Source organism: Mycobacterium sp. 852002-10029_SCH5224772 (assembly GCF_001667315.1).
In the GTDB taxonomy this organism is placed as follows: Bacteria; Actinomycetota; Actinomycetes; order Mycobacteriales; family Mycobacteriaceae; genus Mycobacterium.
Window position 1 is genome coordinate 75,440 of sequence record NZ_LZHT01000005.1, and the last position, 13,391, is coordinate 88,830.

Annotated in this window: 12 protein-coding genes; 9 read left to right on the forward strand and 3 right to left on the reverse strand. The window is 63.1% G+C overall.

Annotation, left to right across the window (positions count from 1 at the left end):
- The first annotated feature begins 8 nt into the window (after positions 1 to 8).
- Genes A5775_RS00935 through A5775_RS00945 form a run of 3 tightly spaced genes read left to right on the forward strand, consistent with a single transcriptional unit; the run spans position 9 to position 3,372 of the window.
- Positions 9 to 1,250 carry a cytochrome P450 gene (locus A5775_RS00935; protein WP_067245908.1) on the forward strand — a complete coding sequence of 414 codons (1,242 nt, stop codon included), beginning with the start codon at positions 9 to 11 and terminating at the stop codon, positions 1,248 to 1,250.
- Positions 1,251 to 1,265: 15 nt separating this feature from the next.
- Positions 1,266 to 2,330: a dihydrodipicolinate reductase gene (locus A5775_RS00940; protein ID WP_067245911.1), complete on the forward strand. Its 1,065-nt coding sequence runs from the start codon at positions 1,266 to 1,268 to the stop codon at positions 2,328 to 2,330.
- Positions 2,331 to 2,373: 43 nt separating this feature from the next.
- Positions 2,374 to 3,372, forward strand: a complete 999-nt coding sequence (locus A5775_RS00945) for a hypothetical protein (protein ID WP_067245913.1) — start codon at positions 2,374 to 2,376, stop codon at positions 3,370 to 3,372.
- A 70-nt stretch (positions 3,373 to 3,442) separates the two neighbouring features.
- Here the strand turns inward: A5775_RS00945 and A5775_RS00950 are convergent, their stop codons facing one another.
- Together A5775_RS00950 and A5775_RS00955 are read right to left on the reverse strand one after the other, a co-directional pair.
- Positions 3,443 to 4,246 carry an SDR family NAD(P)-dependent oxidoreductase gene (locus A5775_RS00950; RefSeq protein ID WP_067245916.1) on the reverse strand — a complete coding sequence of 268 codons (804 nt, stop codon included), beginning with the start codon at positions 4,244 to 4,246 and terminating at the stop codon, positions 3,443 to 3,445.
- A 15-nt stretch (positions 4,247 to 4,261) separates the two neighbouring features.
- The gene (locus A5775_RS00955) at positions 4,262 to 5,041 is read right to left on the reverse strand and encodes an SDR family oxidoreductase (protein WP_067245919.1); all 780 of its coding nucleotides are present in this window, start codon (positions 5,039 to 5,041) and stop codon (positions 4,262 to 4,264) included.
- 390 nt (positions 5,042 to 5,431) lie between these two features.
- On the opposite strand from A5775_RS00955, the gene A5775_RS00960 reads away from it, so the two are divergent.
- From A5775_RS00960 to A5775_RS00970, 3 genes are all read left to right on the forward strand, one after another.
- Positions 5,432 to 6,502: a spirocyclase AveC family protein gene (locus tag A5775_RS00960; RefSeq protein ID WP_067245922.1), complete on the forward strand. Its 1,071-nt coding sequence runs from the start codon at positions 5,432 to 5,434 to the stop codon at positions 6,500 to 6,502.
- A gap of 117 nt (positions 6,503 to 6,619) precedes the next feature.
- Positions 6,620 to 7,723 (forward strand): dihydrodipicolinate reductase, encoded by a 1,104-nt coding sequence (locus A5775_RS00965; protein WP_231995085.1) that lies wholly within the window; start codon positions 6,620 to 6,622, stop codon positions 7,721 to 7,723.
- Positions 7,720 to 8,457 (forward strand): alpha/beta fold hydrolase, encoded by a 738-nt coding sequence (locus A5775_RS00970; RefSeq protein WP_067245926.1) that lies wholly within the window; start codon positions 7,720 to 7,722, stop codon positions 8,455 to 8,457. Before A5775_RS00965 ends, A5775_RS00970 begins: the two co-directional genes overlap by 4 nt.
- Positions 8,458 to 8,496: 39 nt before the next feature.
- On the opposite strand, the gene A5775_RS00975 is transcribed toward A5775_RS00970, so the two are convergent.
- A complete protein-coding gene (locus A5775_RS00975) occupies positions 8,497 to 10,116 on the reverse strand; it encodes a class I adenylate-forming enzyme family protein (protein ID WP_067245930.1) in 1,620 nt (539 codons plus the stop codon).
- A gap of 111 nt (positions 10,117 to 10,227) precedes the next feature.
- Between A5775_RS00975 and A5775_RS00980 the strand changes: the two genes are divergently transcribed.
- The 3 genes from A5775_RS00980 to A5775_RS00990 all read left to right on the forward strand — a co-directional run bounded on the left by A5775_RS00980 (position 10,228) and on the right by A5775_RS00990 (position 13,354).
- A complete protein-coding gene (locus tag A5775_RS00980) occupies positions 10,228 to 10,758 on the forward strand; it encodes a nuclear transport factor 2 family protein (protein WP_082952837.1) in 531 nt (176 codons plus the stop codon).
- A 134-nt stretch (positions 10,759 to 10,892) separates the two neighbouring features.
- Positions 10,893 to 12,125 carry a CaiB/BaiF CoA-transferase family protein gene (locus tag A5775_RS00985; protein WP_067245936.1) on the forward strand — a complete coding sequence of 411 codons (1,233 nt, stop codon included), beginning with the start codon at positions 10,893 to 10,895 and terminating at the stop codon, positions 12,123 to 12,125.
- Positions 12,122 to 13,354 (forward strand): cytochrome P450, encoded by a 1,233-nt coding sequence (locus A5775_RS00990; RefSeq protein ID WP_067245939.1) that lies wholly within the window; start codon positions 12,122 to 12,124, stop codon positions 13,352 to 13,354. Before A5775_RS00985 ends, A5775_RS00990 begins: the two co-directional genes overlap by 4 nt.
- Positions 13,355 to 13,391 lie beyond the last annotated feature (37 nt).

Sequence of the window (13,391 nt, forward strand, 5' to 3'; positions counted from 1 at the left end):
GGTGGCACGTGGCGGAGCCTACGGTGACCGACGACATCGAGCAACGCATCCGCGAGGCGCAGGAGAAGTTCAACGCCGGAATGGGCGCCGACGGCGACGCGACGACCCCATACCCGCTGCTGCGCGAACTGCGCCAGAAGGCGGCCGTTCACCCGGGCTGGCCGGAGATGGGCGTTCCCGCCGACGGATCCGACGGCACGAAGACATTCACGGCGTACTCGTTCGACGCGGTCAAAGCCGTCTTCACCGACAACATCACGTTCAGCACCCGAATCTACGAGGACATGGTGCGACCGCTGCAAGGCCCAACAATCCTGGAAATGCAGGAACCCGAGCACGCGACGTACCGCAGGCTGCACGAATTCGCTTTCGCCAGGTCCTCGATGAAACGCTGGGATACCGAACTCGTTGGGCCCCTCGTGGATCGCACGATCGCGAAGTTCCGTGACGACAAGCGCGCCGACTTGGTCAGTGCGGTGTTCATGCCGATCCCGGTCCGGATCATCGCCGCCCTTCTCGGGTTGCCCGAATCCGAGATCGGTGAGTTCCACCGGCTGGCCATCGACCTGCTGGGCTTTCGTGCCGACATGGAAACGGCGATGAAAGCTTCGGCGGAGATGAAGGAGTACTTCACCGGGGTTCTTGCCGACCGCCGCAAGTCGCCCAAGGACGACATGGTGACGATTCTGTCGCAGGCCGAGATCGACGGCATCAAAATGTCGGATGAGCAAATCTATGGATTCATGCGCAATCTTCTGCCCGCAGGGGCAGAGACCACGTCGCGATCGACGGCTAGCCTTGCGTTGGGTCTGTTGACCCACACCGACCAGCTCGATGCGGTGCGCGCCGACCGCAGCCTATTGCCGCAGGCGATCGAGGAGGGCATCCGGTGGGAGACACCGCTGCTCAACTTCATCCGGGAGGTCACGGTCGACACCGAGTTCTTCGGGCTGCGTATCCCCAAGGGCTCGACGATGATGGTCAACCTCGGCAGCGCCAACCACGACGAGACGCGCTGGGAGGACGCCGAGTCCTTCGACATCTTCCGCGAGCGCAAGCCGCACATCGGTTTTGGCCACGGTGCGCACGTGTGCCTGGGAATGCACCTGGCGCGGTTGGAGAGCACCAAGATCTTCAACGCCCTGCTCGACGAACTCCCAGGGGTGCGACTCGACCCCGACGCCCCGGCGCCCTACGTGACCGGCACGATGTTTCGTTCCCCACCGCGCCTCGACGTCGTGTGGGATTAGAGGAGATCGCCTGACATGACTCGCGTAATCCAATGGGCTACCGGGGTGACCGGAACGATGTCGTTGCGGCACGTCTTGAGCCGGCCGGACCTGGAACTCGTCGGCGTGCGGGTCTACGACGCGGGAAAAACCGGGATCGATGCGGGCACCCTGTGCGGGGTGCCCAAAGCAGGAGTGCTGACCTGTGCCGATCGCGATACCATCATCGGTACCGATGCGGACGTGGTGCTCTACATGGGCAAAGTGGAGATCGACACGCCGGGCTGCTTCGCCGATGTCTGTGATTTGTTGGCCTCGGGTAAGAACGTGGTGGCCACCGGCAGTCGGTTTATTCATCCCCGCTCACTGCACGAGTCGCTGGCAGACGCAATCGAAAAAGCTTGCCGCGCCGGCAGTTCGTCGTTTCTCGGGCTAGGCCTATACCCGGGCTTCGTCGGTGAGTCGCTCGCGCCGATCCTGTCCCGACTGACGGAGCGTACCAACCGGATCAGTGTGCGGGAGGTGCTGAACTATTCGACCTATGCAAGCCACGACCTGATCTTCAATGCGATGGGCTTCGGTCATGCGCCCGATGATCCCACCCCGTTGCTGGCCAACACCGACTACGCCGCGAGCGCATGGATCGGCAGCGCCACAGTCCTTGCGCAGGAGCTCGGACTCAGTATCCAGTCCGTCGAGGGGTTCCGCGAGGTCGTGACGACACCGAAGGCGCTGACGGTGGCCGCCGGGGAGATTCCGGCAGGAACCGTGGGCGCCATGCGCTTCGGCGTCGTGGCCGACTGCGGCGAAACCACGCTCGCCGTCGAACACCTCACCAGGATGGCCGACGATCTGGCTCCCGACTGGCCGGCGGAGGTCGGTTATGCGGTGACCTTCGAGGGCAAGCCCAACATGACCTTTCAGCTCGTGATCGGGTCCCACGACCAGGATCACGCCGAGCAGGGCTGTCTGGCCACCGCCATGCACGCCATCAACGCCATTCCCGCCGTGATTGCGGCCGAACCGGGACTTTACGACCTGTCGACGATTGCCCCGTTCGTCGCGCACTGGACTGAGCGCGGCGTCGTGCCCACGACGTAGGCGCCTATCGCTACATCCACCGCGCCGCTGCGAGGAGAGTTGAGTGCTCAAATCAGTTGATTTCCAAGTCCTTCGCGACATGCCGACCCGGGCCCATTACCGGCGCGGATGGGTCCCGAGTCCCGGGATGGGATTGTCGGGCATCTGGTTCGGCGCAGTCGTCGCCGACGCATCCGGTCAGAACTATTGGGGGGTGCGGGGATGTGACGACTTTCTCACCGGAATGACCCATGTGGTGTCTCCGGTGTGCGGATTTCGGTCACTGCCAAAAGACCTCGGCGCCGACGCGCCACACCTTTATCTCGAGTACTCGACGATCGACTGGTTTGAACCGCTGCAATACGTTGATGATGGCGATACGGTGCAGCTGTCGTTTCCGAGTGGGCGAATCGAACGCGATGCCAACGGGTTCCACTGGTATGACGCCAGCAACCGATGGGAGATACACGGACGGACGGTCAGCGACATCGTCCTCACGCACGTACCCGCGCAGGACGGCATCGACGACGACGTTTACTACCGCCATGAGCTGATGTACGCCACCGGCAGGGTTGACGGTATCGAGGTATCGGGCTACGCGCACCAGGATTTCGCGTACGGACCACCGACAAAGGTGTACACCGAACTTCCCATTGCCCGGCACCTGCAAGGTATGTGGGTGTCCTGGCTGCATGAGTTCGACGATGGGCAGTTGGGCGGCGGCAGCTTCTGGCAGGGCCGCGAAGGTGTGGATTTCGGTCCGGGCTATCAGCTCAAAGACGGTGTCACCACGGTGCACGACGATGTCACCGCGGAGCCGACGTTCAACAAAGCCGGACGGATGACGGCGCTGGACGCGACCATCGGCACCGATTCGTACAGCTTCGCGTTCGAATCCAGCGGCAGCCCGCTGCACGTCTTCGGTTCCGTGACAAGCACATCGTCGGGCGTGCGGCCGGCGCGAAGCTGGTGCTGGGTCGAGTACACCGGAAATATGCTGACACCGGAGCTGCTCGATGCGGCTACCGCGGTGTTCGCGCTGGCGCGTGGGCTCGACCGATGACGTTGGCCGGCAACGCGACCTCTGGTGCGCTGACGAGTTCGCCCGCATTCGAGACGGGCTGATCCGACGGTCAGACGAAGTCGGAGCCACCGTCGACGTTGACCGTGGCGCCTGTCACGTAGCCGTTTTGCCGTGACGCCAGATAGGCGGTGGCGGATGCGATCTCTTCGGGCAACCCGGCGCGGCCGACATCGCAGGGATGGCCGTAGGTCGTCTCGACCCAGGTCATCACGTGCTTCGGATCCGATGAGTCGAGCCCATCGGCGGCAAGCACATCCCGCAAGATTTCGGTGAAGCTCGCCGTCACGATGGTACCGGGACAGACGCAATTGACCAGGATACCCTCGGCGCCAAGGCTTTTAGACAGATTCTTGGTGAAGCTCGACAGAGCCGATTTAGCGGCCGTGTAGGCGACCAGGCGTGAGCTCTGGCGCTGGATCGAGTGCGCCGAGAGTGTGACGATGCGAGCCCAATGCGCCGATCGCAACAGTGGCAGCGCGGCCCGCACCGAGCGCACAGCGGAGAGCGTGCCGAGATCGAATGCGGCGTACCAGTCGTCGTCGTCGAGGTCTTCAAACGCACCTGCGTTCGGACCGACGGTGTGCACCAGGACATTCAGGCTATTCCAGGCATGACCAACGGACGCGAACGCCGATGTGATGGACTCGGGATCGGACATATCCACGCTGATCGTCAGCACTTCGGGAGCACCGGCGCTGCGGATCTTTCTAGCAGCCGAGTCCAATGCAGTCTGGCCGCGTGCCATGATTGCCACCGAAGCGCCCTCGGCGCCAAGACTCTCAGCTATCGCCAGCCCCATCCCCTTGCTGCCTCCGGTGACGACCGCCGTTGCGCCGTCGAAACCCATGTCAATCGGATAGTCCTTCCCTTACCGGCCGCCGCTGAATGTGGGCTGGCCCTTGATGATCCGGGGAGCCAGGTGAACGATCTCGCTGACCACGGTGGGGTTGGCGTGCGACATGGCGATGAGGGAAAGCATTGCGTTGGCCACGTCCTCGACGGTGGACATATCGTCCGGAATCTGACCACCGCGCGCCCAGGCACGGTATAGATCGGCCAACAAGTCGCGATCGGCCCCACGCAGAATTTCGGTGTCACAAGTGGGGCCGACGCTGACGCGGATCACGGCGAGCTCGGGATGTTCGGCCCGCCAGGAGCGCAGGATCTCGTCGAGCGCGGCCTTGCTCGCATGGTAGGCGGCCACACCCGCGCGGGGGTGGCCTACATCGTGGCTCGACGCAATGACGACCGTTGCGTTGTCGGCCAGGTAGGGGAGGGCCGTTCGCAATACGTGGGAGGCGCCCACGGCGTTGACGGCGTACGCGTGCAGCCAGGTCTCCACGTCGGTCTCTTCGATCAGCGCGAACGGCACCACGGCACTGGTGAATACGACGGCGTCGAGCTTCCCGAAATTGGCAACAACGCCACTGATGACCGATTCGATGGCGCGCGGATCGGACACGTCGAGCTCGTGTGCCGATCCTCCGAGCCGATCGGCCAGTTCTGACAGGCGGTCTATCCGTCGTGCGGCGAGTGCCACCGCAGCGCCCCTGGAGTGAGCGGCGAGGGCCAACGCCTGTCCAATGCCGGAAGATGCCCCGACGATCAACATCCGCGTCCCCGCGATGCTGGAGTGCCGGTCGCTCATAATGTGCTTCCTTCGGGTGATTTCATGGTGGATGACTGCGCCGACGTTACCCCGATTCTCGCATGAGAGAATAAGCATTCTCATCCGGGGTATTGGCTGAAGCTCGACTCAGGGACGACAGTCGATTTAACGGCAAGGTGCCGCCGGTCGCCAATTGGCTCTCCAGGCAAGGGCCATGCGACAGTCAGCGCCAACATGACGCCCTCAACGGCATCGCCGACATGCCCGCGAAACACCGGACCAAATTCGGCTGAGCTCAGCAGAAAGCTTGTTTGCGATCATTGGAAACACATATTCTCAACGGGTTGAGGCTCTGAGAGGCTGACTATTGACAACGCGAAGCGCTCGCACTACGAGTGTTCGAGGCTGGACGCTGCCGGCGAGGCCGTCATGACGAACACCGTTGACGCGGGCAGTGAATCAGGTGCCGTCAAACCCATGGATGCAGGCATCAGCGGCTTGTCATGGCCGTCTAGGGCCGGGTGGGGGTTGTTCGTTGTCGCCTACCTGGCCTTTGCGGTCGTAACCGTCGCGACTGTGCAATCGGGCACTCACGGGGATGCCCGCACGACCAACCCCACTCCTGGCCCGGCGCCCAATCCGCCGTTCCTCGGCTTCGATAACTGGCCGCTGGTAGTCGCGCTGAGTTCCATCCCGCTGGCGATCGGTCTGATCGGAACGTTGGTGTGGCTCTCGGTACGACAACGCAAGGTGCATTGGGCAGTGGTGATCGCGTTCGCCGGCCTGATCACCGGCGCGCTGGATCCATTGGCCAACTGGGCCACATTCGCCATCTTCGACCCGCGCATGCTGCACTTCCCGTCGTCATGGCCGTATATGAACATTGCGCCGAATCTCGAGCCCGCGTTGTCGTTCCTCGGGGGCTATGCGGCCTATTACCTGCTCAATGGGCTGGGAATCCTCTACCTGCACGATCACTTCTTGGATCCGATGGTTCGCCGCATCGGTTGGCTTGCGCGCCACCGGCTTGCCGCGGTCTTCCTCGGTACATTCCTCATCGCGATACCGGTAAACACGCTCGTTCAGTTGACGTGGTTGAGGTTCGGCATCTTTTACTACTCCGAGGCGGTCGGCCCCACCCTGCACATCCGCCACATCCATTTCCCGCTCATCATGGCGGTGTATGACTCGTTCATCTTTGCGATGGTCGCCGTCATGTGCGTCCGCGACGATGGCGGCGAACTGGTGCTGATCAACCGGATCGTGCGCCGGCTTCCGGCGCGACCGGGCCGCAAAAAGGCCACACTGACGCGCCAGCTCCTCGTTTCGGTTTCGGTAGGTCTCGTATCGTTCGCGATACCACTGGCGATACTGTCCGCGCTACGTGCCGTGGGATTGTCGTCACCTGCGTATGAGCAGAACCCGTATCCGAATGTCAAGGAATACGACCCTTACGGGCATCTCGAGGAATCGGGCAAGCCGGGGCCATTCTACAAATGAGTCGGATCCGATGTGGCCTCCACCGGTTTGTTCGAACCATTCTGGGACAGCACATATTCGGCGTGTTGACGCCCGCCCGACCGAGAATTGCGGATTTGCCGACCGAAGGGAATGGTGATGACTGACGAGGACCTCGCCCGCTATCGTGTCGTCCACATCGGGACGGGGCTCACCGGAAGAGAAGCGTTGCGGGCAACGATTCTCGACCCGGCACTGGATCTCGTCGGCGTAAAGGTTTCGACACCGAGCAAGGTCGGAACTGATGCGGGCCTGCTGTGTGGCGTCGAGGGCGTCGGAGTGACGGCAACAGCAGACATGGCGGAAATCATTGCGCTAAAGCCTGATTGCGTGTCCTACTGCGCAACCGCCGTGCGCCGGGAGGAAGACGCGATTGCTGATATTGCCGCGCTGCTGGAGTCGGGGATCAATGTCGTTACGATCTCCACGATCCCGATGGTGTACCCAGACGCCGCGCCGCATCACTGGCGTGCAGTGCTCGATTCGGCCACCAAAAAGGGCCATTCGACGTTCTACGCGACCGGTAGCGAGCCCGGCTTCATCAGCCTCAATCTTCCGACCGCCCTTCTCTCCGGCGCGGGTAGGGTCACCTCGTACCGGATGGATGAATACGCGGTCGACTTGGACATGGCTTATCCCATTTGGGATGTGCTGCATGAGTCGATGGGTTTCGGCAAGCCGGACGGCCACGTCCCGGTCCGCATAGCCTCGGGCAAGGTAAATCATGACTGGGAGACGGTCGTGCGCTATATCGCGGACCTGCTCGGCATCGAACTCGACAGCGTAGAACTCGACTGGGAGACACTGCTGTCCCCGGTCGATCTACCAACGGCCCTCGGCGTAGTGCCGGCGGGGACGATTTGTGGGCACCGCTGGCAGTTGGCCGGAGTGGTCGACGACCGAAAAGTGGTGGCCGTGCAATACTTCGCGACCGTGAGTTCCACCCCGTGGCCCGAACATTGGCCCAAGCCTTCGCGCGACGGACAGGGCGGCATGGTTTTTCGTGTTGAAGGCGATCCCAGTATGAGCCTGGAACTGTACTTGGAACAGTCGAGTGATCCCCGGATCAATCCGGGGATCACGGCCACCGCGATGGCCGCGGTGAACGCCATTCCTTGCGTGGTGGCCGCGCCGCCTGGCCTCATCGGATCACCGCTGGCCGGAGCTGGAATCGTTAGTCGACTTTCCCGCACCCGACGGTGACCGTATTCGCGCTGCTGCACGGCGGGCTGCATTACGGCTCCTGCTGGGATGCGGTGCGTACGGAGTTGTGGCGGCGAGACCATCGCGCGGTCGCACCGGATCTCCCGGTCGATGATGACTCGGCGGGAGCGCTGGAGTGGGCGCAGGTGGCGATCGATGCGATCGAGCGAGAAGCTGACGGCGCTTCCGAGGATGTCGTCGTCGTCGCACACTCGATCTCGGGGCTGTGCGCACCCGTCATTGCCACCTTGTACCCGGTGCGCCACATGGTGTTCGTCGGTGGGCTCCTGCCCGTCCCGGGCCAGTCGTTCGTCGAACACCTGGGCGCCAACCCCGACGCGATCACGTTTCCCGAGCCGCAAGAGCATGGTGACGGCCCGTTCGGCCTCGGCTGGGAGTCGGTGCGGGAAGGCTTCTACCACGACTGCCCGGAGGCGTTGGCGCGTCATGCATTCGACGAACTGAGGTACCAATCGTTCACCGTATTCACCCAGCGGTGTCCGATCAACCGCTGGCCCGATACGGCGTCGACTTACGTGCTGATGCGGGACGACCGCGCGGTGGGGGAGTCGTGGGCCCGGCGCAATGCGGTCGCCAGGATCGGGGCGCAGGTCGTCGAATTGGACGGCGGGCACTCACCCTTCTTTTCCCGCCCGGCCGAACTGAGTGGGGTGCTGCTAAGCCTGGGCGACTCCGACATCGACGGAAATTGCGGCCGCGGTGACGAATTTTGACTCATCCGAGGCCAGCCATGCGATGGCTTCGAAAGCCGGTCACCCGTCACAGGAGCGCGCCATGAGTCCGCTGAGCCGCTGCGCCAGTTCCGACTTCTTGACCTTTCCCGTCGCGGTGAACGGCAGGTCCTGTTTTGCGGTGACCCAGATGAACTTCGGCACCTTGTACGCCGACAGCCGCGCACGCAACTGCGCGCGTAAGGATTCGCCGTCGAGCGTCGATTCGCCGCGCGGCACCACCGCCGCGGCGACCACCGTTCCGCCATCGGTCTCGGCGCCGACCACGTACGCCTCGAGAACGCCGTCGCAATCGGCCAGCGCCGATTCCACTTCGCTGGGTGTGACGTTGGTGCCGCCTCCCGTCTTGATCAGGTCGCCCAACCGCCCGGTGAATTTGATCCAACCGTCGTCGTACTCGACGCCGCAGTCGCCCGTGCGGAAGTAGCCGTCAGCCGTGAACACCTCCTCACGCTCACGCTTGTGCAGGCGTTGCATCAACGAATACCCGCGAACCCAGATTTCGCCGGGCGTGCCCACGGGTACCGGCTGTCCTGTACCGGGGTCGACCAGCAGGTGGTGTAGCCCTTCGATTGGCAGACCGCCGGTTTCGGACCGATCGGGCGGCTGCGGCAGATACGGGTCGACCCCGATGTGATTGCCACACAGCTCCGTCATTCCCAGTCCACTAGAGCCCTTGGGCTGACGCTGGGGTGGCACCATCGCGGGCATGCTGGTGCGTTGCACCGAGCTCAGGTCGCGTGCGGGAAAATCGGGATGCTCGGCCAGCGTCTTGCCCTGCTGCGGCCAGCCCAGCGTGATCGTCGCGCGGTGGCGCTCCATGAGTTCTAGTGCCTCGGCAGCGTCGAAAGCGGGCTGGGTGACCAGTGTCGCGCCGTGGTGGATCACCGCGAGTAGCCCTGTGATCAGTCCTCCCACCCAGAAGAAGGGCATGGCGGTGAACATCACGTCATCGTGGGTGACGCCGTACATGAACGTGAGATTGTAGGTGTGCCGTACGAGTGTGCCCTGGCTGTGCACGGGCCCCTTTGGGTCGCCGGTACTGCCCGAGGTGTAAATGATGGTCACGTCATCGGCTGGTGTCACACACAATTCCACGTCGACCAGGAATTCGGCGTCGGCGGCCGACATCTCGCGATCACCGTCGATCGCTGTCATCCACGGCTGATCGGATGCTCCCCACACCGCAACGGTCCGCAGGAACGGCGCTTTTCGTACCGCGATGCGGCCGGGCTCGCGCTGATCGGCCAGCCCTGGCAGCGCTTCCTGCAGTCGGTCCACAAATTCGTGGTTGCGAAACCGCGACAACGCCAGGATCGCGCGCAGGTCAGCATGGCGTGCGGTCCAGGCGAGTTCGGACGCCTTGTAGAACGTGTTGAGCGGCACCGCGACTGCGCCGATGCGTGTGGCGGCAAACCAGGTCAAGGCCCAGTCGACGCTATTGGGCATCAAGATTCCGACGTGGTCCCCCTTGCCTATCCCCTCGGACAACAGGGCGACCGCCAGCGCAGCTGAACGGCGGTCAAGGTCGCGATAGGTCAATTCCTGCCCGCCCACGATGAGGAACGGCTTGTCCCCGAAGCGTGCCGCGCAGGACCTCACCAGAGCAGGGATCGTGGGCAAGATGTTCGGGAAGGGCATGACCGCAGGATAGTAGGGTTTGCGCTAAACGAGAACATAGGTTCTCATTTGCTATCAGCTTACAATTCCGCCATGGCTACCGAATCGCAGCGTTGGGCCGGTCACGATCGGTTGGACCGGCTGGAGTCGAGCCTCGCAATCGGTCAGCTGCCCAGCCGGTACGCCATGGCCCTCGACGCGCGCGATCTCGGCGAACTGGTGGCGCTGTTCGTCGACGATGTCGATGCGGGCGCCGAGGGCCGCGGCAGGGATGCGTTAAGGCGTTGGTACGACCGGGTGCTGCGGCGCTTTTACCGCAGCATCCACCTGATCTGCGGCCATCAATTCGACTTCGTCGACGCTGACCACGCCATCGGCTCTGTGTATTGCCGAGCCGAACACGAGGACGGCGACGGGTGGTTCGTGATCACGATGCGCTATGACGACGTGTACGAGCGTCGCGACGGCCAGTGGTGTTTCGTCAGACGGCGGGAGCATCCTTGGTACTCAGTCGATGTGACCGAGCGCCCCGGTCCGGAGTTCATGCGTTGGCCGACCGACATCACGTTGCGTGCGGCCATGCCCCATCGCATGCCGACCTGGCGGTCCTTCTGGGCCGATGGAGACCCTGCGCTTCCGGGGCGTCTGTCAGCGCGCCCTTAGCATCGGGCAGGGGCTGCCGCGCACGTCGACGCGGTTTACAAATCTCGTCGAAACTGACATTCTCACTCGATGTAAGCAGGCGTTTCCGCCGTTGCTAGTTTGTCGGTGCGCTCGCACCCGTACCACTGCGATCAATGGAGGCCACCATTTCCGTCGACAAAGTGCTCAATGGTGTCCGCGTGCTGGAGGTCGCCGCATGGACCTTCGTACCGTCGGCCGGCGCCGTGCTGGCGGAGTGGGGTGCCGAGGTAATCAAGGTCGAGCCGCGCGAGGGCGGTGACCCTCAGCGCGGCCTCGTCACGATGGGCATCGTGGACGAGGGCGGTGGCACGGTCAACTACATGATCGAGATTCCGAATCGGGGGAAGAAGTCGATTGGCGTCGATCTGAGCACTCCAGACGGCCAGGATGTCATCCGTAAGCTCGCGGCTACGTGCGACGTCTTCCTCACCAGTTATTTGCCGAGTCGCCGCAAGAAGATGGGCATCGACGTCGACGACATCAGAGCCGCGAATCCCGGCATCGTGTACGTGCGCGGGTCAGGCCACGGCCCGAAGGGTCCCGACTCGGACAAACCGGGCTATGACGGCGTCTCCTATTGGGCACGCGGCGGCATCGCCACCATGCTCACCGAAGGCGCCGAGGAGTTGGTGCGGTCGCGGCCGGCATTCGGAGATCTGCTCGGGGGCATGGCAATCGCGGGCGGGATCGCGGCCGCGCTGTACAAGAAGGCGACCACCGGTCAAGGGTCGGTCGTCGATGTCTCCTTGCTCGGGCTCGCGGCGTGGAACCTCAGTCCCGATGTCGCAGTGAGCCAGATACACGGAGGTAGCTCGATCCCGAAATACAGCCACGCCGACTCGCCCAATCCATTGGTGGGGACCTACCGCACCAAGGACAACCGCTACGTCCAGCTGATGATGTTGCAACTCGACAAGTTCTACGCGGAAGCGATGCGCGCCATCGGCCTCCCCGAATTGATCGGTGACGAGCGATTCGCCGATCCGGCATCGCGATTCGCCAATCGGACGGAACTCATCGCACTCATGGACGAGGTCTTTGCGAGACGCACACTCGCCGAATGGCGCGAACAGCTTGCCGGCATTTCCGGCGCCTGGGGGGTGGTGCAGACACCGGACGAGCTCTGCCATGACCCAGCGGTAACCGCCAACGGCTATGTCGCGAGCACCACGACGATGAACGGTTCGCCGTACTCGCTGCCCACCAACCCCGTCCAGTTCGACGAACAGGCCGTTGTCCCGCCGGGCGCACCCGAACACGGCCAGCACACCGAAGAAGTTCTGATGGAAGCAGGCTTGGACTGGGACACCATCGCGAGTTACAAGGAATCCGGAGCGATCCTATGAGCGCAACGCCGGCACAGATTGCGTCGGATAGCCCTGTTGAATTTGACCCGTTTTCGGACGACTTCTTCAATGGAGCGTTCGACACCTACCGGCGCCTGCGCGACTCGGCCCCCGTCTATTACAACGCGGAGTGGGACTTCTGGGCCCTGACCCGCTATGACGACGTGGCGTCCGCCAGCAAGGATCACGAAACCTACTCGTCTGCCAAAGGTGCCACCCTGGACATGGTCAAGGCGCACGACGACGCGCTGCCGGTGCCCAAAGTGATCATCTCGATGGACCCCCCCGAACACCAGAAGATGCGCAGGCTGGTGAGCAACGTCTTCACCCCGCGTGCCATCGCAGCGCTGGAAGACATGGTGCGAGAGAAGGTTTACGAGCGGATCCATGTGCTCGACTCGACATCCTTCGACGTGGTGGCCGCCTTCTCGGCCTTGTTCCCGAACGAGGTCATCACCACCATGTTGGGAGTGCCGAAGCAGGACCGCGACCAGATTCGGCTCTGGCTTGATCTGCTACTCGAACGTCGTCCGGGTGAGATCGCTACCACCGCAGAAGGTTTCGAAGCATCGACGAAGACCGGCATCTATTACTACAACCTGGTGCAGCAGCGCCGAGCAGAACCCCGTGACGACATGATCAGCCGGCTCATCGAAACCGAGATCGAGCGAGACGGCCAGGTGGAGAAGCTCACCGATGTCGATATCACCGGATTTGCGACGATGCTCGGGGGAGCGGGCGCAGAGACCGTCACCAAGCTCATCGGCAATGCCATGGTCGCCTTCGCCGACTTCCCGGACCAGTGGCGAAAGTTGAGGGAGGATCGCCGCAAGATTCCCGCGGCGATCGAGGAATTGTTGCGCTATGAGGCACCGTCGCAGTACCAGGTCCGCACCGCTACCCGCGATGTGATGTTGCACGGCACAGTAATTCCCGAAGGAAGCGCAGTCTTGCTGGTCACTGGCTCGGCAACGCGTGATGAGCGGATGTTCCCCGATCCCGACCGGCTGGATATCGACAGGGACCGCAAGATGGGCTTCAATCTCGCGTTCGGGTACGGCGTGCACAGCTGCTTGGGGGCGGCGCTCGCAAGGATGGAGAGCCGTATCGCGCTGGAGGCGCTGCTCGATCTCCTCCCCGAATACGACGTCGATCGCAGCGGGTTGCGGCGGGTAGCGATGTCCAACGTGTGTGGATGGTCCAATGTGCCGGTGCGCAAAACGGGCTGAATTTTTGTTCGGCGCGGTGAAGCACCTCGCGCGGCAA

Excerpts from the sequence above, each read along its gene's own strand:
- A5775_RS00940 (WP_067245911.1), top strand. The coding sequence starts at position 1,266 with ATGACTCGCGTAATCCAATGGGCTACCGGGGTGACCGGAACGATGTCG.
- A5775_RS00955 (WP_067245919.1), bottom strand. The coding sequence starts at position 5,041 with ATGAGCGACCGGCACTCCAGCATCGCGGGGACGCGGATGTTGATCGTC.
- A5775_RS00960 (WP_067245922.1), top strand. The coding sequence starts at position 5,432 with ATGACGAACACCGTTGACGCGGGCAGTGAATCAGGTGCCGTCAAACCC.
- A5775_RS00965 (WP_231995085.1), top strand. The coding sequence starts at position 6,620 with ATGACTGACGAGGACCTCGCCCGCTATCGTGTCGTCCACATCGGGACG.
- A5775_RS00975 (WP_067245930.1), bottom strand. The coding sequence starts at position 10,116 with ATGCCCTTCCCGAACATCTTGCCCACGATCCCTGCTCTGGTGAGGTCC.
- A5775_RS00985 (WP_067245936.1), top strand. The coding sequence starts at position 10,893 with ATGGAGGCCACCATTTCCGTCGACAAAGTGCTCAATGGTGTCCGCGTG.
- A5775_RS00990 (WP_067245939.1), top strand. The coding sequence starts at position 12,122 with ATGAGCGCAACGCCGGCACAGATTGCGTCGGATAGCCCTGTTGAATTT.